We start from the raw sequence: 19,222 nt of genomic DNA, 5'->3' as shown, positions 1-19,222 counted from the left end.
GTTTTCTCATATTTTATTTGTATTTTGTGCATTTTCTCTTATTATCCGACTTTTCTGTCTTTTTTTCGCTCATTGATTTCTTTTTTTATTTTTTATATTGATGCTTTTATTCTATTGATTTTTCTGTAAACGATACGCTTTTTCCACCTTTTTTCGTCTTCTTTCACAAAATTCGTTGACGCGTTTGATTTTGGCAGTATAATGGAATCAGAGATCAATTTTAGGAGGCCCCAATTATGTTAAAACAACTTTCTATTTTCGCAGAAAATAAAAAAGGCACGATGCAGCAGATCACACAGATTCTGTTTGAAAATGACGTCAACATTTTAGGTTCCGTCAACAATGACAGCGCAGAGTACGGCATTGTCCGCATGGTCGTTTCCGATCCGGATAAAGCAGAGCAGGCGCTTCAGGCTGCCGGTTACATGACACGCCAGACGGATGTACTCGGTGTCGAGGTAGTTGATCAGCCGGGTAACTTAAATTCCCTTCTGAAAACACTGCTTGAGACAAATATCGACATCGACTATATCTATCTCTCTTTCAACCGCGAGTCCGGCTGCCCGATCATGGTGTTTCATGTACCGGATGTATACGAGACAGAAGCAAGCTTAAAGAGCAAGGGATATACCGTTCTCTAGAGCATGTTTGAAAAACACGAAAAAAGACATCTGGCGAAGTGATTTTTCACCTCTGCAGATGTCTTTTTCTATATCATCTATTCTTTTTCTTCATCCTCAAACAGATGATCCCGCGTAATGTTCTTTGCCCACAGTCCGCTCTTATACCGTTTCAGAACCCACGGCCATTTTACAAACTCATCTGTACACAGCAGGAAATAAACCACAAGGACAGGAAGCTTGAAGACAAACGCTGCAATAAATCCAAGCGGCACCGCGTAGCACCACATATCAATCGTATCGCAGACCAGTCCGAACTTTGTGTCACCTCCGGCACGGAATACTCCGGCAATCAGCGTTGTATTGACGGCAGTCCCCATAATATAATAGGTGTTAATCAGCAGCATATATTTCAGATAATGCATCGCGGTCTCATTTAAAGAAGCAAACTTCAGTACAAACGGCGTGATACCCAGTACAACCAGTCCGCCCACAGCTCCGGTAACAACCGTCAGCTTCAGCAGTTTCGATGCATATTCCTTCGCCTTTCCCAGATTTCCTTCTCCCATAACATTTCCAAGCAGAATACCGCCCGCACTTGCCACACCAAAGCACAGCACAGTTCCGATATTTCTTACAACGACAACGAGCGAGTTTGCCGCTACCGCATCGCTTCCCAGATGGCCCAGGATCACAGAATACATCGAAAATGCAACGCCCCAGGAAAGATCATTTCCAAGCGCCGGAAGTGACAGCTTCACAAAATCGGAAAACAACAGCTTGTTGCGGATGAACATGTACCGCAGATCGAGCTTAATATCCTTACTCATGATCGACACAATCACACAGCCGATCAATTCAATGACACGCGACATCGCCGTTGCGATTGCAACACCGGTTGCTCCAAGCTTCGGAAATCCGAAGAGGCCAAAAATGAAGCATGCGTTGAAAAATACGTTCAGTGCGAATGCCATCATATTCATCGCCATGCTGATCGTCACACGGCCGAGGCTTCGAAGTACCGCAAGATAGATCTCCGTGATGCCCCAACACAGGTAGGTCACACCCATGACGCGCAGATACGAAGCACCGATCCGGATCAGTTCCGCATTATCTGTAAACAGACGCATCATCATCTGTGGCATGGTAAAAGCAATTCCTGCCACAACAACGGAGATGATGACGGAGAATCGAAGTGCGATTCCCTCAACAGTCTGAATTGCGCGCATATTGCCCTTTCCAAAGTACTGGGCACACAGAAGTGTTGCTCCTGTTCCCAGTCCGTAATAAACCATAAATAATACATTTGCATAGTTGGATGCCAGGGATACCGCGGAAATAGCGGACTGTCCCACGTAGTTCAGCATCACGACATCGGCAGAGTTGACTGCCGCGCTTAAAAGATTCTGAATCACAATCGGCAGAACCAGCTTAAAAATCTGGCTGTAAAAACCCTGCTCTTTTGTTGTTGCCCTCATGTTTCTTCTCCATTTCTCTTCTTTATTTGTTTTCTTTCTTTTCCTGTTTTGCCTTCACATACGGATATCGGACCTGCGTGTAAACAAACATCACCAGAATATAGATGCCGCATGCAATCGCCGCTGGAACAGTAAGATCCGACAGATTGACATACGAGGTTCCGATCATCAGAATGCCGATAAAAAACAGCAGAATGTGAAGTGTCCGCTTTTTCATACAAAACGCAGATTTCTGATACTCTTCCGGGAAGATATCAGGCAGACGCCAGCAGGCCAGGAGTACCATAAACTCCGTCACCATATCGGTTCCGACACCCATGTTTGAAATCAATGTCAGATCCATTCCCGTAAGGATCGGAATAGCGCCCATCAGGAAAAAGACCATCAGAAGGATCACCGGAACACCATTTTTATTCTCCTCCGCAGTTTTTTCCGGCAGCCAGCCCTGTTTTGCGGCCGCCTGCAGTCCTCGCGTCACCCAGCTCAAGGTTCCATTCAGGGTGGTGAGCAGTGCAAATACGGCACCGCCGAACACGAAGAACAGGTACAGCCAGGTTGGAAAAATCTCCTGCGCGACAAGCGTCAGGTTCTGAAATGCGACCGTTTCGACCGGAAGCACGCCGCCTGCCACGATACCGATCAGCACGTAGAATACAGCAACGATACTCGTGGAAAGTACGATAACCTTTGGAATCGTGCGGGACGGCTCCACGATATCATCACCGTTCTCCGCAACGAATTTTGCGCCTCCGCACGCAAAGCTTAAAAGCGCTACGCCTGTGAAAAAGTTCTTCGGACCGTTCGGCATCAGGTTGGATACCGTCGGTGTCAGGGCATCCCAGCTCACCTTGGGCAGACCGAATACAATAAATAAGAACAGGCTCAAAAGCAGCAGCACAACCATGCCCTTTTGCACCAGTGCGCTCGATTTCAGTCCGACAAGATTGATGGCGGTGCAGATAACAAGTGCTGCCATTGCGACAGCCGACTCGCCAAACAGCGGAAAAATCGAGCAGAAATAGCTTGCAAAGCCTTTCGCGTACGTTGCGATCAGAACCTGGCTTAAGACAAACATCGCAATGTACATAAATCCGGCTTTTTCGCCCAGCAAACGTCGGATATAGGTAAATCCGGCGCCTGATGACGGGATTGCGGACGTCAGGATAATAAACGGTACACAGGTGATAATGGCAAGCACGGCGCCTAAAATAAACGCTGCGGCAATGCCGTGTCCTGTCAGACCGATGACGATTCCCGTCAGTACCATGATGCCCGAACCGATGATCTGTCCGATCGCAAGTCCCATACAGTCGGAAAAATTCAGTTTTTTATGACCTTCCCCCATACATTTTCCTCCCTTTTTCTCCCAATGTACTCTCGTTTCTGTTGGCGGATTCCAACAGAAATGCATAACATCCTATTTTTTTATTCTACCGAAATCTCATCGTTTGTCAATTTGCAAAATGCGCAAGGTTTAACGCTTTACCTGTACAGAATAGACAAATATTATAATTGAACTTATTTTTCTTCTATTTTGAACTTTTCAATATTTTTTACAAATTTCAGCTTTTCTATTGAACTCTCTTCCCACTCATGCTACAATAAGCACAGTTTTGAACTTTCTTTATTTTGCATTCTATTTTAAGGAGATTTTCTATGACAAATGAAACCTTTTCCGACCGTCTGAAACTGGCCATGCAGGCGAAACAGTTCAAGCAGGTCGATTTGATCCGAGCGGCCCAGCGGCGCGGTGTGAAGCTTGGAAAAAGCCATGTCAGCCAGTATGTCAGCGGAAAAACGGTTCCGCGCTCCGACATTCTTCACTTTCTGGCCGATGTGCTCCAGGTCGATCCCGACTGGCTGCTTGCAAAAGATTCCACAGTAAACTATACGGCAGATACGGTTTCCGATCCGGCAGAATCCTTTTCTGATCCATCTGCCGCTTCCCTTTCCCAGACAAAAACAGGAGGTTCCCCTATGCGAGAATTTAAAAAATCATCGAAACTCGACAATGTCTTATATGATGTCCGCGGACCTGTCGTAGAAGAAGCAAACCGTATGGAAGCGTGCGGCACACAGGTTCTGAAACTGAACATTGGAAATCCGGCTCCATTTGGCTTCCGTACTCCTGATGAGGTCATCTACGACATGAGCCATCAGCTTACCGACTGCGAGGGTTACTCTCCTTCCCAGGGTCTCTTCTCTGCACGAAAAGCGATCATGCAGTATGCGCAGTTAAAGAAACTGCCAAATGTTTCTATCGATGATATCTACACCGGAAACGGCGTCAGTGAGCTGATCAACCTCTGCATGTCCGCTCTTCTGGATGACGGTGATGAAATCCTCATCCCATCCCCGGATTACCCGCTCTGGACCGCCTGCGCAACGCTGGCCGGTGGAAAAGCCGTCCACTACATCTGCGATGAACAGTCCGAATGGTATCCGGACATCGATGATATGCGAAAAAAAATCACCGACCGCACAAAAGCGATCGTTATCATCAATCCGAATAACCCGACCGGTGCACTCTATCCGAAAGAGGTACTGCAGCAGATTGTCGATCTCGCCAGAGAGCATCAGCTGATCATCTTTTCCGATGAAATTTATGACCGGCTCGTCATGGACGGTCTTGAGCATGTTTCCATTGCATCCCTCGCACCGGATCTGTTCTGTGTCACCTTCAGTGGTCTTTCCAAATCGCACATGATCGCAGGCTTCCGTATCGGCTGGATGATCTTAAGCGGAAATAAAGCTATCGCAAAGGACTATATTGAAGGACTCAAAATGCTTTCTAACATGCGTCTCTGCTCTAATGTTCCGGCCCAGTCCGTTGTCCAGACCGCTCTTGGCGGCCACCAGAGCGTCAACGACTACATCGTTCCGGGCGGACGGATTTACGAGCAGCGCGAATACGTTTACAAGGCATTCTGCGATATTCCGGGTATCACCGCAGTCAAACCAAAAGCTGCGTTCTACATGTTCCCGAAAATTGACACGAAAAAGTTCAATATCACAAACGACGAAAAATTTGCTCTCGATCTGCTGCGCGACAAAAAACTTCTGATCGTCCACGGCGGCGGCTTCAACTGGGGACAGCCGGATCACTTCCGCGTTGTTTACCTGCCGCGAATTGAAGTTTTAAAGGATGCGGTTGGAAAGCTCACCGACTTCCTCTCTTATTATCATCAGTAAAATTCTGATCACTTTTTTCACAGAGCTCCACCGGAAATACCACCTTTTTTTTCCGGCGGAGCTTTTTTCCTTTACCGGATTCTTTCCTGCTGCATTACACTTTACCGGTACCCGGCAAACAACAGGTAACTTTTCGTTACAGTTCACTCAGCAGTGAAACACTTGCTGTTTCGCTGCGTAAGAAAGTGATTCAGGCGTGAGCAGCCCTCCTTTTGCGAAGCAAAACTTTAAATGAGGGCTGCGAATGTTACAGTTCGCTGGGAACCAGTGAACTGTAACAACTTTTCTGTTCCACGGCTTAATTTCGATTGCGGCTCCTGTTCCTTTATGTTATAATTTTTTTAAATCAAGCCACAACCGTTCTTTTGAGTTCTGTTCTCGCTGTATCGCTTCTTGGCGGATGCCGCGCCTCCGACAAACCCGTTACGCTGACCGTATGGACGTATTACAACGGAGATCAGTTAGCTTCCTTTGAACGTCTTGTTGAGGAATTCAATACAACGATCGGAAAAAAAGAGCATATTACGGTCGAAGCCTCCAGTCAGGGCAGCATCAATGACCTGGAAAAAAATGTTCTCGATGCCGCCAAAGGAAGGGTTGGTGCCCTTGCCATGCCAAATATTTTTTCCGCCTACGCCGATACCGCCTATACGCTTGAGCAGATGGGACAGGTCGTTGATCTTTCCCCTTATCTTACAGAGAAAGAAAAGGCTGCCTATCTTCCCAATTACCTGGAAGAAGGTGACTTTTCCGATGACGGCAGTATCCATATTATTCTGACAACCTCCACAAAATTCCTGCGTATCATGGAAATGGCAAGTATTGAACTGGGTGGCTATGAGATGCGTTTTGATCTCAACACGGTCTATGTCACAAAGAACTTTTTCCCATGCTCAACCTTCCATCTGAAGATGTCTCCGGGCTTTCCACCCGGTATTTCCAGCAGATGCTGCGTGAATTTGACCAGACACATTCTCATACCGTATGGGTCGGACATTCTAAGGTGTATGAAATTTCATTTTCTGACGGAACAATCCGCTACATCCGTATGGAGACCTCCCGCGAGGGCTATGCGCAGATCGGACTTGTCGAAGATTTTACCTCCGTTATGCTGGAACGGCAGCGCATGGAGCACGAGCGTGATTACGATGCATTGACCGGTCTCTACAATCGACGCGCGTTTCAGCGGGAAAGTGAAGCTCTTTTTGAGCATTCGGAAGTTCTCGGTCACGCTGCCCTTCTGATGATCGACCTTGACAATCTAAAACGCACCAACGACACCTTCGGCCACGACTGGGGCGATGCCTATATCCGGCAGGCAGGACAGTGTTTTATCTCCTCTGTGCCGGCTAAAACGCTCTGTGCCCGTATTTCCGGCGATGAATTTAATCTTCTGTTCTACGGCTACCAATCGCAGGAAGAAATTCGAGCACTTCTGCAGAATCTTTCCCTTGCGGTTTCAAATACAGCCCTGGAGCTGCCAAGTGGTCGTAAACTGCCCCTTCGCCTTTCCGGCGGAGTTTCCTGGTATCCGGAAAACAGTACAGATCTGTCTACGCTGAAAAAATATGCGGATTTCGCAATGTACCAGGTAAAGAAAGCAGAAAAAGGGTACATTACCGAATTCGATCTGGAGCTTTTTACAAAAAATGCAAAGGAAACCGAGATGCGCCGCCTGTTCCATAAAATGTTGAATGAAGAGCTGTTTACGTATTACTTCCAGCCAATTGTTTCCGCCACGGACGGCAGTATCTACGCCTACGAGGCGCTGATGCGCGGAAATCTCCCGGCACTTACTCGTCCGGATCAGATCCTGCAGCTGGCTCACGAGGAAGAGTGCCTGCATGAAATAGAACGTCTGACTATGTTTCTCTCTGCAAAATCCTATGCCACATTCCTCTCCACCCATCAGATACGCGGTGATGAGCTTCTCTTTGTCAATTCGATTGCAAGCCAATACATGAATCACGACGAGGCAGTGGCTTACGTCGAACAATACAGCTTTCTTCAGGATCGGATTGTCATTGAGATCACAGAGGAGGATTCACCGGATCTTACAGCTCTGCTGAAAAAACGTGAGATGCCGGGATTTTCCGGTGTATTTGCCCTGGATGACTACGGCAGCGGCTACAGCAATGAAAAAACGCTTCTGGAGCTTGCACCGGCGTATATCAAGCTAGATCTTTCCATCATCCGCGATATCGACTCCGATCCGGACAAGCAGCAGATCGTAGAAAATATTGTTTCCTATGCACATCAAAGAGGCATGAAAATCATTGCCGAGGGTCTGGAAACTCCAGCTGAACTTTTGAAGGTACTGGAACTGGATGTTGATCTCCTGCAGGGCTATTTTCTTGCAAAACCGTCCGCTGTTCCGAAACCTGTCAGTGCAGAATCCGTTGCTGTCATAGAACGCTTCCGGAAGCATCTTGCGTAATTCCACCTCTTCCTGCAGCGTCCTTTCAAATCACAGCATCTATGTCTGATCTGCTGCTTCGAAACAGATACCGGTCAGCGACCCGGAGCGTATCTGAGCAATCATCCCTCAAAAAACACCCATAGCAAACCCTGCAAAAGCAGGGTTTTGTCTCCACTCTGAAGGATCCTGCCTGACAGGATCCTTTTTTATACTTTTTTATACTTTTTTCATATTTTTCTCCTGTTCGTTCCTCCGCTTCTGTGCTATGATACCTTACAGCAATGACAACCCGTCCATCGAAAGGAGTTTTTCTATGTGTACAGCAGCAACCTATCAAACACGCGACTTTTATATGGGTCGCACACTCGATTATGAATTTTCCTATGGCGACCAGATCACCGTTACACCTCGCAATTATCCGTTTTCCTTTCTTCATATGCCGTCCCTTTCCCATCACTATGCAATGATCGGCATGGCGTGTGTGATGGATGATTACCCGCTCTATTATGAGGCGTTCAATGAAAAGGGGCTTGGTATCGCCGGCCTTAATTTTGTAGGAAATGCCGTTTATTTCGATCCGAAACCGGAGAAAGACAATATCGCGCAGTTCGAGCTGATCCCGTGGATTCTCGGTACATGTGCTTCGCTTGCGGAAGCAAAAGAATCCCTCTCCCGTATCAATCTCATCAGCACACCTTTTAAAAAGAATCTTCCGCTCGCACAGCTTCACTGGATCATCGCAGATGCATCGGGTGCCATCACCGTGGAATCCACGGCGGACGGTCTGCATGTCTACGACAATCCGGTCGGCGTTCTGACAAACAATCCGCCGTTTCCAATGCAGATGTTCTCACTGAACAATTACCTGCATCTGTCACCGAAACAGCCGGCCAACACGTTTTCCAACCAGCTCGATCTTTCTACGTACAGCCGTGGCATGGGCGGTCTTGGACTGCCGGGCGACCTCTCGTCTGCTTCCCGCTTTGCACGCGTGGCGTTTGTAAAGCAGAACTCGATCTCGGGAAACAGCGAAACGGAGAGTGTCAGCCAGTTTTTCCATATTTTAAATTCTGTTGACCAGCAGAGAGGATGCTGCGAGGTGGCGGACGGAAAGTATGAGATCACGCTCTATACTTCCTGCTGCAATGCGACGCAGGGAATTTACTATTATACGACGTATGACAATCATCAGATTTCTGCGGTTGATATGCACCGCGAGAATCTTGATGGCGAAACGCTTCGCTGCTTTGCGCCGGTGACGGGCGAGCAGATTCATATGCAGAATTAGAAAAATCCGGTACAGAAATCTTTGAGGACCCCTCAAAAAAGATTCTGTATCGGATTTTTTCTACATCTCATCACACATTGTAAAACAGACGTCGCACCGGCTTCTGGTGCGGCATTTTTCAAAATACAGCTCCTCGAGCGGAATCCATTTCTTCTGAAATTCCACCGCCTTTTCACTCCCGTTCCGCTTTTCAATTCTCTGGATCTGCTCGATCGGATCGATCGTGAGGAAGACCTTCATATCGTAGTATGCTTCCAGCCGTTCATGGCAGGAGCATTTTTCCAACTGCCGGGATCTGGCCGATGAAGAACGGCAGGATCAGGCCGATCGCAAAGAGCATGCCGGAAAGGGTTACTTTTTTTACTTTTTCCATCTTGAAATTCCTCCCTTATGTTTCCTTCTGGAATCAGTGTATCATTCAAGTACACTTTAAAGTCAAGACCTTTTCTGCATTTTTCTTTATTTTTCCCACTATTTTAGTATATTTTGTATTTTCCGTGCTTCTCGGTGTCTGACTGCACTTTCTGTAGGAACTTTTTCTGTCGTTTTCCATGGTTTTGTGGTACACTTTTGGATATTGGGAAATGCAGTCATTTTCTGCAGTTCCCTGACTATTTTTCGAAAGGATTTTATCATCATGCAGTTTTATCTCGCCCCGATGGAAGGGCTGACCGGGTATGTGTACCGGAATGCTTACCACAAATATTTTCCGGCGGCGGACCGTTATTTCACGCCGTTTATTACAAATAAAAAAATGAGTTCCCGCGAACGGAACGATATTCTCCCGGAGCACAACGAAGGAATGACGGTGATTCCGCAGATTCTCACTAATCAGGCGGAGGATTTTCTGTCCCTGACAAAGGAACTGAGGGAGTACGGTTACGATACCGTCAATCTGAACCTCGGATGCCCGTCCGGCACGGTTGTCGCCAAGCGGCGCGGCTCCGGGCTGCTCGCGTGGCCGAATACGCTCGACGCGTTTCTCGATGAGATTTTTTCGTCGTGCGACTGCCGCATCTCGATCAAAACGCGGCTTGGCACAACGGATACCGACGAGTGGGAGGATCTGCTTACGGTTTACGACAAATATCCGCTCGAGGAACTGATCATTCATCCGCGGATTCAGAAAGATTTCTATAAATTTACGCCGCGCATGGAGTGCTACCGGACAGCGTATGAGACGAGCCGCTGCTCGCTCTGCTACAACGGTGACATTTTCTCACCCGATGATTTTCAGAATCTCTGCCGTGAGTTTCCGGACACGGAGAAAGTGATGCTCGGACGCGGGGTACTGCAGAATCCGTGGCTGATTGGGATGCTGCGCAGTGCAGATCCGGCAGGCGGCGAAGCCTCTGCTCCCGATAAAGAGCTGCTGCACGCGTTCTGTGAGGATCTCTGCGCCGGTTATGCGTGTGTGATTTCCGGGGATAAAAATGTGCTGTTCAAATTAAAAGCACTTTGGATTTATCTTGGAATGTCGTTTACCAATCCGCAGAAATATCTGAAAAAGATCAAAAAGGCGAACCGGCTTGCCGAGTATGAAGAGGCGGTCGACGCACTGTTCCGGGAACAGGAGCTGATTCTTTAATTTCGAAGTCCATTAGTATCTTTTGGAAACCATGTCACTTTCAGGTACGCACTTGTCTTTTCTGCAAAATCCGGTACGATAGAAACAGGATACAACGACTTATTTCTATTTTGTTTTTGGGAGGATTTTTACCATAATCGATTTACACAAGGAAGACGAAAAGCTTTTTGCTCTTGTCGGCGCATGCCAGCGTGATGTCCTTCTTCGTTCCTCCCCAACTCGAGAAACTCCTCTAACTTTTTCACACTATTTCCTCCTTGTATACCTATAGGGGTATTGGTTGTCAAGAGGAGTTTTTCAAAATCAGAAAAACAAAAAGAACTTCTGACGAAGCATCTTTTTTCTGCTCCTGCCGGAAGTTCTCTTTTCATCTTATCTTCTTATTTTTATTTCATATTTGCAAACCGTTCCACAGCCTTCGTAAACTGTACAATCGTCTGATCCGCATCTCCGTGCTCGATGCCGTCGCGCACGCAGTGCTGGATATGGCCCTCGAGGACAACTTGTCCTACTTTATGAAGTGCCGATTTTACCGCATTGATCTGCGCCAGTATATCCTCGCACGGCACGTCCTCATCCACCATACGTTCGATCGCCTGCACCTAACCGATGATCTTTTTCAGGTGACGGTGAAGATTATCTGCATCCATACACTGTTTCATTTTGCATCCTCCTTGTTTCAAATCCGTCATCGCATCGGCAGCGTTACAAAGGTGCAGTGGTCTTCCTCTTCTGCTTCCTCTGCAATCAGATTCCGGATATTCTGCATACGGTTGTCCAGCTCCGCGCTCTGTCTTGCGCAGTCGTAGAGTTCATCCTGCAGATATTTGACATGATTTTCGGGAATATTTTTCTTGTAGCGCATCTTATGCTCCAGACTCGCCCAGAAATCCATCGCGATCGTACGGAACTGTACTTCCACGTAGACCAGTTTCTTTGTATCCTGTAAAAAGATCGGCACCTGAACGATCAGATGAAGACTGCGGTAGCCGCTCTCCTTCGGATGCTGAATATAGTCCTTCCGCTCAATCAGCGTAATGTCATCCTGTTTCAGAAAACTGTCTGCCAGCTTATAAATATCGCTTGGAAAAGAACAGATCACACGCACACCGGCGATATCGCGGATATTTTCCTCGATAGACTCCAGTGTGACCGGGATGTCTTTCACGCGGATTTTCCGCATAATGCTCTCATACGATTTGACCCTTGTTTTGATTCCTTCGATCGGGTTCTGGTCATAGGAAAGCGAGTATTCCTGATTCAGCACCCGGAACTTTGTCTCGATTTCCATAATGGCGCACTGATAATACGACATCAGAAGCTCGAACGGCTTTTTGTTCTTCTGCATCATCTGAATAAACTCGTCCGATAAAAGATTCTGCTTTACAAACTCATCCCGTTTTGTCTCGATCAGATTTTTTCCCTGTTTTCTAATTTCCTCCAGTACTTCGAGGTTTTTCATCATCCGTTTTTTCGTCCTCCCAAAACTGCGTTCTCTGTCCTTTATGCTATCATTTTAGGCCTGTAAAGTCAAATTCTTTCTTCTTTTACTCTACCTTCAGCATCCGGTAGCCAACCCCGATATGCGTCTGGATATACTGCGTCTGCTCTCCGTTCTTTTCCAGCTTTTTCCGAAGCGTCGCCATGAAAACACGGAGGGAAGCGATATCGTTCTCCCAGCTGCTTCCCCAGATTTTCTGTGTGATAAACGTATGCGTCAGCACCTTCCCTGCATTCTGCGACAGCAGGCAGAGCAGCTTGTATTCGATTGGTGTCAGATGAAGTTCCTCTCCGTCAAGATATGCGCACCCCGCTGCGTACTCGATCCGCAGTGCGCCGTTTTCAAAGACAGCCGACTGGACTCCATTTTCTGCCTGCATCTGGGACAGACGGCGCTGTGTGACTCGAAGGCGGGCCAGCAGTTCCTCCACAGAAAACGGTTTCGTCAGATAATCATCCGCTCCTGCGTCCAATGCCTCGATTTTATCGCTGTCCTCACTTCTTGCACTGATTACGATAATCGGCATATTCGACCAGCTTCGAATCTTTTCAATCACCTCTACGCCATCAATATCCGGCAGGCCAAGGTCGAGCAGAACAATGTCGGGATTATGTGTGGAGGCCTCCATAATGGCACCCGCACCGTTCTTTGCAGAAATATACTTATAATCGTGTGTTTTTAACGTCGTAGTAATCAGGTTGTGAACCGGCGTATCATCTTCCACAACCAGAATTAATGTCTTATTCATTCAAATTCACCTCACTGAACGGCAGGTTAAACCAAAAGCAGCAGCCCTGTGGATCGCAGTCATAAAGTGCTATCTCCCCGCCGTGCGCATTTACAATCGAACGGCAGAGTGCCAGTCCAAGGCCAAGGCTTCTGCGGCTGTCGCTTACTTTATTTTTCCCGGAATAGAACATCTCAAACACATGCTCTCTGGACTCTTTTGGAATCCCGGGGCCGTTGTCCTCCACCGCGATCCAGACATTTTTCTCCTCTTTTCCGGCTGTCGAGAACCCACTGAATGATTTCCTGTTCCCTTGGGTCAAAGATTTTTTCCGTCTTTCCTCCTGTCTGCGCGCTGTAAAGTGTTCCGCGGACAATTCTGCTCTCCTGTGCCCCTGCCGGTGCGGCCGTCAGATCCCTTCCCAGCAGTTTTACAAGCTTTGTCGCTGTAATATCAAAAATCTCCGACGCATCCTCTGCCTTCTGCAGAAGCTGGCTGGTATTGAAAAGAATTTTCGTCCGGAACGCATCCCGCGCAGACAGCTTTGCATTCTCTTTTAATTTTGATGCAAGCGTACCTGTCAGAATGGAAATGCCCAGCATGATGGCAAAGGTCACCGGATAACCGGAACCGTACGCGTACAGTGTCAGACGCGGTTCTGTCAGGAAGTAGTTAAACAGCACTACACTGATCACAGAACTGATTACGCTGCAGGTATAACCGCTGGTCAGAATGGACGTCATCATAACGCCGACCAGATATATGGTAATGATATTGGAATCCGGAATGATATGGATTTCCAAATCCGGCACCAGATCGGTCAGCCGTTCGGTCCATCCCCTTCTCTTTCGAAAAAATCCCTGATCCATCATGCTTTTTCCAATGACAATCCGCGTTACTTCGGAAATTCTCGCATATTCTGCAATCTGCAGGGCAATGTCCTCGCTGTGCGTCGTTACAATCTCCGCCCCGCTCTGTTCTGCCAGGCGGATATGCTTCTGCAGCCTTGCCTGATCCTCCGGCGTTTTCTCTGCCGGTTCCGCGGTCTGCACATACAGTGCTGTAAAATTATCACCAAATGCCCGGGCCATCTGTGCCGCAGTCCGGATAAACAATCAAAAAGGACACCTTTTATTGTATAATTATGTTACCCCACAAACATACGAAAGAAGGTGTCCTTAATGAAAAATTAGCATTGAAGAAACTGCTAACTTATATGAAAAGTGTATACAAAATTCCACAAAAAATCAAGGGTTTATCCGATGAAAGAAAAAGAAAACCCATCCCGTTGTTTAATATCGTTATGCCAGTGCTGATTTTCCTGATGCTTCAGTATGAAAGTTTTCACACCATTTTTTCAGCGCCGGAAAGCATGGAGAAACGACCGAAAAACTGTATCCGTGGAAAAATCCCAAAAGTTGATGCAGTCAGGGATCTTCTTTCCCGGATTGATCCAAAAGAAATCGAGGAAATTCACGCGCAGACGATTGATGTTCTGAAACGCAACCGCGTATTTCGGGAAGGAACCATAGGCGGATATGTTGCGGCAGGTATTGATGGGGTGGAATTATTCAGCAGTACAAAAAAGTCCTGTCCAGACTGCCTGAGCCGGAAGAACGGGACGAGGAAGACAGAATACTTTCATCGAAGTGTGGTAGGAAAATCGCCGCATGTGATCTTTGGGCAGGAAATGCTGAAACCCAGAGATGGTTCAGAAAAAGATGAAGGGGAACTGACAGGAGCGAAAAGGCTCATCCGGCATTTAAAGAAAAGGCATGGTCATTTCGCAGATGTGATTATGGCGGATGCACTGTACCTGAATGCCCCGTTTATCAATACTTTGAAGGAATGCGGTTTAGAAACGGTAATCCGTCTGAAAGATGAAAGAAGGCTTCTGTTTCAGGATGCGGAAAGCATGTTTCAGCGGAACGAGGGGAGAAAAAGGAGCTTCAGGAAGGGAAAAAAGAGTATTGAAGTCTGGGATCTTTCCGGATTTGAGATAGACCTTACCTGGACGATATCTTAAGCGGACTGAAATACGAGGACGGCCACTACGATCTCGTGACTCTTTCCGACAAAGATTATCAGAAAAAACTGGATGTCCAGATTGCCTACTGGGATAAACTGAAAAATGAAATTCAGAAGGTCAGATCCGGAGAAAACGGAACGGCGGATCTGGTAGACATGAGCGAGACGTATTTCCAGATGGCAGATGAAACGGTTGCCGCAGTCAAAGTTTCCAATGCCAACCGCCAGCTGGAACAGAAAGCCTACATCGACCTTCACACGGGACTGCCGAACAAGAGCAAGTGCGAAGAGCTGTTCCACAATGTGGAATTCATCAAAACTCCTACTGCCTGTATCGTCTTTGACATGAACAACCTGAAACGCGTCAACGACAGCCTCGGCCACTCCATCGGCGACCAGCTGATTCTGAACTTTGCCCGGCTGCTGCGAAACTCGATTCCCGCGAAGCATTTCGTAGGAAGATACGGCGGCGATGAATTTATGGCGGTCATCTATGATGCAACCCGCGAAAGCATCACAGAAATCCTCACAGAGCTTCAGAACGAAGTCGAACAGTTCAACGGCTACGGAACCCAGTTCCGCATCAGCTATTCCCACCGCTTGGCACTTTCCACCGATTACAACGAATGTACGCTCCGCACGCTGTTTGACAAAGCAGATAAATATATGTATGAAAACAAGCAGCAGAGCAAGCAGGGACGCCAGGACTAAAGAAACGCCGGAACCGGAAATATCTTATCGCCGGTTCTGGCGTTTTTTCTCGCTGTTTCTCTTTTATTTTTTTGCAAACGCTTCTATCTGCGCATATCCCGCTGAAAAATCAATGGGTTCCTCCCGCAGCTTCTTTCTGACCGCATCGCGTCCTTCCTGATCTGCCAGCACTTTCTGGATTTTATCGGCAAACTGCATCACATCCAGCGGACAGAGATATCCGTTTTCCCCATCACGGATCTGCTCGCGCATGGACGGAATATCGGAAGCGATGATGACCTTCTGCAGGCTTCTCGCCTCTACAATCGTAATCGGATAGCCTTCGTGACGGGACGGCTGGAGATACAGGTCGCAGGATTTTACGTACGGCGCAGGATTTTCGCGCATTCCGAGAAAAATAATTTCCTGCTCCACCTGATATTCCTTTGCCATGGTCCGCAGCTTGTTCAGATCTCTTCCATCACCGATGATGAACCATTTGAAGCAAAGTCCCCGTTTTTTCAGCTCCGCCGTGATCTGCACCGCAATATCATATCCTTTTTCTTCCGAAGCTCTTCCCACCGTCAGAAATTTCAGCTCTCCTGTGTACTGCGGATCGCTAAGCGGCTCCTCACTCCGTCTCTGCACCTGTTTGATGTCAATGAAATTCAGCAGAACCTCTGTCCGGTCTGCGAGTTCCGGAAAACGGGCAATGACCTGTTTCCGGACAGGCTCGGAAACGCAGTAAATTTTATCATACTCCGGAATAAAGTCCCTGGTCCGGAACAGCCACCAGAGATTTTCTCCGTGGAACCAGACCGCTTTTTTCCGCGCATTCGTCTTTCTGGCTCCGAATGCGGTTGTGAACGCACCGAATCCGAAAAAGTCGAAAACAAGATCGTATTGTTTTGTTTCCGGCTCCACACACTCCAGAATCCGTTCATACAGTTTTCCATACCGTTTCTTTCCATACACGACGCGCATCAGAAATACGCCCATTCCTCTGGCATAGAAAGACCGTTCTGCCGGTGTCTCCCGTTTTCCCACAATCCGTTCCAAAGCCGGATGCGGCTTTTTGTCCCAGATCATCTGGCGCACTTCCACTTCCTTCGGAATCCGCTCCAGCAGAACGCCTCTTTTTTCGACCAGAAGAAGCGTTACATCTTCTTTCTTCTCCACCAGTTTCTGCAGCAGCGCTGCCATGGCCACTTCCGTTCCGCCCATGTCCATGGTACGTCCCAGCACCAGTATTTTACTCATTGCTTACCTCTCATCTGCTTTTTTCTCTGTTCTAACGCCAGTAGGCATCTCCCACATGCGCAGGATGACGCTGATCCTCCGGCGGAAGCTGATGGTAATCGCCGTACAGGGTGTGAAGATACGTCTCGTATCCCGCCGGGGCATTGATCAGATGGCCTTCAAACGGAAGGCGCACGATCTCTTCGATCGCTGTTTTGGGAATCGCGTCCGACTTGCGGTAACCGCCGCACTGGCAGGCCACCCACTTTGAGTCCTCCGCGCGGTACTTTCTGCACTCTTTTTCCATCTCGCGCAGAATCCGCTCTTTTCCATAGCATTTCCGGATCGCCCATTTGCACCATTTTGCGAAGCTTCCTTTGTTTCCTTTTAAGGTCTGGCGGTAGGTGCGGAATGCATTCATCCGCTGGCTTTCCAGAAACAGCAGCTTTTTCCAGTGACGGTCGTACTCCGGTGTATCTTTTTCCGGCAGTCCGTCAAACGGGAAAATGTCGACGAAAAGACCGGTATCCACAGCTCCTGCCACGTGCTCCACAAGACTCGTTCCGGTGTGTACCAGCTTTCCGTATGCCAGTGTGAAACCCTTTGTATTATGAAAATTCATGACGCGGTACGGTGTATCCGTTTCGCTGTTTACAATCTGTTCCAGTTTTTCATAATCCGCTCTCGGCATCCAGACATCCACATCATCATCCCACGGAATGAACCCCTGATGCCGGATCAGCCCGAGCAGTGTTCCATCTGCTGCAAAATAGATCAGGTGATGTTTCCGGCAGACTTCATCCAGATACAGTAATATTCCAAGCGCAATCTCCTGTTTTTCTTTTAATTCTGTAATTTTACGCATAACGGCATTGCCTTTCTGTTTTGTTTTTCCCATCCATTATAAACACTCTGCCGGATTTTTTCAATTTAAAGTTCCTGCCGCTCCGGCGCCCGTCTGAAGATTCCGCACTGTTTTTATCAGTACCTTCATATCCACCGGTTTTACTATGTGTGCGTTCATGCACGCATTGAAGGCATTCTGCACATCTTCTGAAAATGCGTTGGCTGTCATCGCAAGAATCGGGATTTTCTTTGCCAGCGGGTGGCTGCTGTTCCGGAATTCTTTGCTCATACCGATTCCATTATCCGCTACCCGCAGGCACATCTGCGCATAATGATCCGATGTCGGCACCAGCATCAGCATCGACCAGTCGTATCCGTCCAGCTTCTTTAAAACCATGTAATACGTATTTTCTTCGATCACAACATCCGTACACATAATGGTCTTTTTTTCTGTTCTTTGACCAGACTGTCATCCGGCGTACCGGATGAAACTTCTTTTACGTTCTTCAGATATTCTTTTGCTGCATCAAGACCGACGATTCCGGTATCCTGCTGATTCAGCTCGTCTTCCATTCCTTTTAAGAAACCACAGATCACAACGGTGTACTCTTTTTCGTCCTCCAGATCGGTTCCATCTTTGGTCAGAAGCACATATGGATAAGGATATCCGTTTCCATTGAGATCACAGCCTTCTTTTGCCATTTCTTTGATCTTTGCACCCGTCAGGGTTGATGTCTGCAGCGTTCCATTGCCAAATCCAAATAAGCAGATACAATACGCTCCAATGAACACATTTCCTTATCTGTTAGATAATTCTTCGCAATGCTGACATCACTTTTTACAGTCTTGCCCTCCGGAGCTGCAGCCCATGTAGTTAATCCCATGTGTGGCTTATCTGCATCGGCTCGCTCGTAAATCAACTCCGCTGCTGTATGTCCGTGAACTGCATAGTGCATCTTGTTCTGCACTTTTGCAAAAAATTGCTTTGTTGTTTTCGCTGTTCGGTCATAATCAAGAGCTGTAGCATAGATATCTGTTATCTTCTGATAAAATCTACGCTCTGAGAGACGGATTTCTCGAATCTGCTCAAGCAAATGGTCGAAATATTCTACTGTGAGCACAGAGCCACCATTTTTCAGGCGTTCATCATCCATGACTCAACCTTTGATGGCGTAGTCCTTTACGATGCCATTGGCCCACTTGCGAAACTGTACTGCTCGCTCATTATTAACCTTGAATCCAACCGCAATAATCATTTGAAGATTATATTGCTATGTTCATTTATCGTTGGCAAACCAACGTCATACAATGTGCTCATCATCCTCTGTGTCAGCCATATATTCTCCTCCTCATAGCGCATCTCAATACTATCCTGCTGACCACCAACAGAGGCAACATAGGTCAGGTATTCTGCTGCACTGGAACGGATAGTTACTTCATCTTTTTTCTTTTTCAAATAGGAGGCCTCCTTCTTCGATAAATCACTCAATGCTACAGCAGGGTCAAATGCAAGATTGATATACTGCTGTTCTAATTTCTGTTTCCATGTAGGTATGTCTGTCATGCGGATATCCTTAGTAACATTGAAAACAAAGTTTTTAATTGT

The 19,222-nt window shown here is 47.3% G+C and carries 21 protein-coding genes and 1 pseudogene; 8 read left to right on the top strand and 14 right to left on the bottom strand.

Features of this window, described 5'->3' with window-relative positions:
- Positions 1-236 precede the first annotated feature (236 nt).
- Entirely contained in the window at positions 237-641 is a 405-nt protein-coding gene (locus I2G42_RS03585) for an ACT domain-containing protein (protein ID WP_022461391.1), read from the top strand.
- A 77-nt stretch (positions 642-718) separates the two neighbouring features.
- Here I2G42_RS03585 and I2G42_RS03580 read toward each other — a convergent pair whose 3' ends face one another.
- Together I2G42_RS03580 and I2G42_RS03575 are read right to left on the bottom strand one after the other, a co-directional pair.
- Complete coding sequence (locus I2G42_RS03580; RefSeq protein ID WP_118741673.1) at positions 719-2,098, bottom strand: MATE family efflux transporter; 1,380 nt, start codon at positions 2,096-2,098, stop codon at positions 719-721.
- Between the two features lie 22 nt (positions 2,099-2,120).
- Positions 2,121-3,443, bottom strand: coding sequence for an APC family permease (locus tag I2G42_RS03575; protein WP_195530749.1), 1,323 nt, complete (start codon positions 3,441-3,443; stop codon positions 2,121-2,123).
- Positions 3,444-3,754: 311 nt separating this feature from the next.
- Between I2G42_RS03575 and I2G42_RS03570 the strand changes: the two genes are divergently transcribed.
- The 4 genes from I2G42_RS03570 to bsh all read left to right on the top strand — a co-directional run bounded on the left by I2G42_RS03570 (position 3,755) and on the right by bsh (position 8,997).
- Positions 3,755-5,290: an aminotransferase class I/II-fold pyridoxal phosphate-dependent enzyme gene (locus I2G42_RS03570; protein WP_117814477.1), complete on the top strand. Its 1,536-nt coding sequence runs from the start codon at positions 3,755-3,757 to the stop codon at positions 5,288-5,290.
- A 365-nt stretch (positions 5,291-5,655) separates the two neighbouring features.
- Positions 5,656-6,447 carry a type 2 periplasmic-binding domain-containing protein gene (locus tag I2G42_RS16335; RefSeq protein WP_242856420.1) on the top strand — a complete coding sequence of 264 codons (792 nt, stop codon included), beginning with the start codon at positions 5,656-5,658 and terminating at the stop codon, positions 6,445-6,447.
- Positions 6,339-7,727 carry a bifunctional diguanylate cyclase/phosphodiesterase gene (locus I2G42_RS03565; protein WP_330415319.1) on the top strand — a complete coding sequence of 463 codons (1,389 nt, stop codon included), beginning with the start codon at positions 6,339-6,341 and terminating at the stop codon, positions 7,725-7,727. The genes I2G42_RS16335 and I2G42_RS03565 overlap by 109 nt, the downstream gene beginning before the upstream one ends.
- A 295-nt stretch (positions 7,728-8,022) precedes the next feature.
- Positions 8,023-8,997, top strand: a complete 975-nt coding sequence (gene bsh / locus I2G42_RS03560) for a choloylglycine hydrolase (protein WP_055219508.1) — start codon at positions 8,023-8,025, stop codon at positions 8,995-8,997.
- 60 nt (positions 8,998-9,057) lie between these two features.
- On the opposite strand, the gene I2G42_RS03555 is transcribed toward bsh, so the two are convergent.
- On the bottom strand, positions 9,058-9,237 hold the full coding sequence (locus I2G42_RS03555; protein WP_055219510.1) for a hypothetical protein: 180 nt from the start codon (positions 9,235-9,237) through the stop codon (positions 9,058-9,060).
- Positions 9,238-9,634: 397 nt separating this feature from the next.
- Here I2G42_RS03555 and I2G42_RS03550 point away from each other — a divergent pair, with 397 nt between their 5' ends.
- Positions 9,635-10,585, top strand: coding sequence for a tRNA dihydrouridine synthase (locus tag I2G42_RS03550; RefSeq protein ID WP_117814476.1), 951 nt, complete (start codon positions 9,635-9,637; stop codon positions 10,583-10,585).
- A gap of 128 nt (positions 10,586-10,713) precedes the next feature.
- Here I2G42_RS03550 and I2G42_RS03545 read toward each other — a convergent pair whose 3' ends face one another.
- The 6 genes from I2G42_RS03545 to I2G42_RS16640 all read right to left on the bottom strand — a co-directional run bounded on the left by I2G42_RS03545 (position 10,714) and on the right by I2G42_RS16640 (position 13,904).
- The gene (locus tag I2G42_RS03545) at positions 10,714-10,956 is read right to left on the bottom strand and encodes a hypothetical protein (RefSeq protein WP_117814475.1); all 243 of its coding nucleotides are present in this window, start codon (positions 10,954-10,956) and stop codon (positions 10,714-10,716) included.
- A gap of 15 nt (positions 10,957-10,971) precedes the next feature.
- Entirely contained in the window at positions 10,972-11,187 is a 216-nt protein-coding gene (locus tag I2G42_RS03540; protein ID WP_242998571.1) for a metal-sensing transcriptional repressor, read from the bottom strand.
- Positions 11,188-11,273: 86 nt separating this feature from the next.
- The gene (locus I2G42_RS03535; RefSeq protein WP_022461464.1) at positions 11,274-12,050 is read right to left on the bottom strand and encodes a GTP pyrophosphokinase; all 777 of its coding nucleotides are present in this window, start codon (positions 12,048-12,050) and stop codon (positions 11,274-11,276) included.
- An 82-nt stretch (positions 12,051-12,132) separates the two neighbouring features.
- Positions 12,133-12,834 (bottom strand): response regulator, encoded by a 702-nt coding sequence (locus tag I2G42_RS03530; RefSeq protein ID WP_022461465.1) that lies wholly within the window; start codon positions 12,832-12,834, stop codon positions 12,133-12,135.
- Positions 12,827-13,060 (bottom strand): sensor histidine kinase, encoded by a 234-nt coding sequence (locus tag I2G42_RS03525; protein ID WP_238033353.1) that lies wholly within the window; start codon positions 13,058-13,060, stop codon positions 12,827-12,829. The genes I2G42_RS03530 and I2G42_RS03525 overlap by 8 nt, the downstream gene beginning before the upstream one ends.
- Positions 13,008-13,904 (bottom strand): DUF4118 domain-containing protein, encoded by an 897-nt coding sequence (locus I2G42_RS16640; protein WP_330611272.1) that lies wholly within the window; start codon positions 13,902-13,904, stop codon positions 13,008-13,010. Before I2G42_RS16640 ends, I2G42_RS03525 begins: the two co-directional genes overlap by 53 nt.
- 197 nt (positions 13,905-14,101) lie before the next feature.
- On the opposite strand from I2G42_RS16640, the gene I2G42_RS16325 reads away from it, so the two are divergent.
- Both I2G42_RS16325 and I2G42_RS03515 read left to right on the top strand, forming a co-directional pair.
- Complete coding sequence (locus tag I2G42_RS16325) at positions 14,102-14,839, top strand: transposase (protein WP_243277131.1); 738 nt, start codon at positions 14,102-14,104, stop codon at positions 14,837-14,839.
- 35 nt (positions 14,840-14,874) lie between these two features.
- Positions 14,875-15,552 carry a GGDEF domain-containing protein gene (locus tag I2G42_RS03515; protein WP_022461469.1) on the top strand — a complete coding sequence of 226 codons (678 nt, stop codon included), beginning with the start codon at positions 14,875-14,877 and terminating at the stop codon, positions 15,550-15,552.
- Between the two features lie 63 nt (positions 15,553-15,615).
- Here the strand turns inward: I2G42_RS03515 and I2G42_RS03510 are convergent, their stop codons facing one another.
- The 5 genes and pseudogenes from I2G42_RS03510 to rhuM form a co-directional block, all read right to left on the bottom strand.
- Positions 15,616-16,791: a glycosyltransferase gene (locus I2G42_RS03510; protein WP_117814473.1), complete on the bottom strand. Its 1,176-nt coding sequence runs from the start codon at positions 16,789-16,791 to the stop codon at positions 15,616-15,618.
- Between the two features lie 31 nt (positions 16,792-16,822).
- The gene (locus tag I2G42_RS03505) at positions 16,823-17,668 is read right to left on the bottom strand and encodes a LicD family protein (protein WP_022461471.1); all 846 of its coding nucleotides are present in this window, start codon (positions 17,666-17,668) and stop codon (positions 16,823-16,825) included.
- A gap of 27 nt (positions 17,669-17,695) precedes the next feature.
- Positions 17,696-18,052, bottom strand: a complete 357-nt coding sequence (locus tag I2G42_RS03500; RefSeq protein ID WP_173830327.1) for a response regulator — start codon at positions 18,050-18,052, stop codon at positions 17,696-17,698.
- The gene (locus I2G42_RS03495; protein ID WP_055219522.1) at positions 18,034-18,318 is read right to left on the bottom strand and encodes a hypothetical protein; all 285 of its coding nucleotides are present in this window, start codon (positions 18,316-18,318) and stop codon (positions 18,034-18,036) included. Before I2G42_RS03495 ends, I2G42_RS03500 begins: the two co-directional genes overlap by 19 nt.
- Positions 18,319-18,344: 26 nt before the next feature.
- Positions 18,345-19,072: pseudogene (gene rhuM / locus I2G42_RS03490) on the bottom strand (RhuM family protein); the annotation flags it as partial.
- Positions 19,073-19,222 lie beyond the last annotated feature (150 nt).

The sequence above is a fragment of the Fusicatenibacter saccharivorans genome (genome assembly GCF_015557635.1).
Taxonomy (GTDB): Bacteria; Bacillota; Clostridia; order Lachnospirales; family Lachnospiraceae; genus Fusicatenibacter; species Fusicatenibacter saccharivorans.
The sequence above is the reverse complement of the archived record's forward strand: the minus strand, read 5'-3'. Positions and strand labels throughout refer to the sequence as shown.

Bases quoted from the DNA above. Each gene is read 5' to 3' on its own strand.
- I2G42_RS03585 (WP_022461391.1), top strand. From the start codon at position 237: ATGTTAAAACAACTTTCTATTTTCGCAGAAAATAAAAAAGGCACGATG.
- I2G42_RS03580 (WP_118741673.1), bottom strand. From the start codon at position 2,098: ATGAGGGCAACAACAAAAGAGCAGGGTTTTTACAGCCAGATTTTTAAG.
- I2G42_RS03575 (WP_195530749.1), bottom strand. From the start codon at position 3,443: ATGGGGGAAGGTCATAAAAAACTGAATTTTTCCGACTGTATGGGACTT.
- I2G42_RS03570 (WP_117814477.1), top strand. From the start codon at position 3,755: ATGACAAATGAAACCTTTTCCGACCGTCTGAAACTGGCCATGCAGGCG.
- I2G42_RS03565 (WP_330415319.1), top strand. From the start codon at position 6,339: ATGGAGACCTCCCGCGAGGGCTATGCGCAGATCGGACTTGTCGAAGAT.
- bsh (WP_055219508.1), top strand. From the start codon at position 8,023: ATGTGTACAGCAGCAACCTATCAAACACGCGACTTTTATATGGGTCGC.
- I2G42_RS03555 (WP_055219510.1), bottom strand. From the start codon at position 9,237: ATGAAGGTCTTCCTCACGATCGATCCGATCGAGCAGATCCAGAGAATT.
- I2G42_RS03550 (WP_117814476.1), top strand. From the start codon at position 9,635: ATGCAGTTTTATCTCGCCCCGATGGAAGGGCTGACCGGGTATGTGTAC.
- I2G42_RS03545 (WP_117814475.1), bottom strand. From the start codon at position 10,956: ATGAAAAGAGAACTTCCGGCAGGAGCAGAAAAAAGATGCTTCGTCAGA.
- I2G42_RS03535 (WP_022461464.1), bottom strand. From the start codon at position 12,050: ATGATGAAAAACCTCGAAGTACTGGAGGAAATTAGAAAACAGGGAAAA.
- I2G42_RS03530 (WP_022461465.1), bottom strand. From the start codon at position 12,834: ATGAATAAGACATTAATTCTGGTTGTGGAAGATGATACGCCGGTTCAC.
- I2G42_RS16640 (WP_330611272.1), bottom strand. From the start codon at position 13,904: ATGGCCCGGGCATTTGGTGATAATTTTACAGCACTGTATGTGCAGACC.
- I2G42_RS03510 (WP_117814473.1), bottom strand. From the start codon at position 16,791: ATGAGTAAAATACTGGTGCTGGGACGTACCATGGACATGGGCGGAACG.
- I2G42_RS03505 (WP_022461471.1), bottom strand. From the start codon at position 17,668: ATGGGAAAAACAAAACAGAAAGGCAATGCCGTTATGCGTAAAATTACA.
- I2G42_RS03500 (WP_173830327.1), bottom strand. From the start codon at position 18,052: ATGTGTACGGATGTTGTGATCGAAGAAAATACGTATTACATGGTTTTA.
- I2G42_RS03495 (WP_055219522.1), bottom strand. From the start codon at position 18,318: ATGGCAAAAGAAGGCTGTGATCTCAATGGAAACGGATATCCTTATCCA.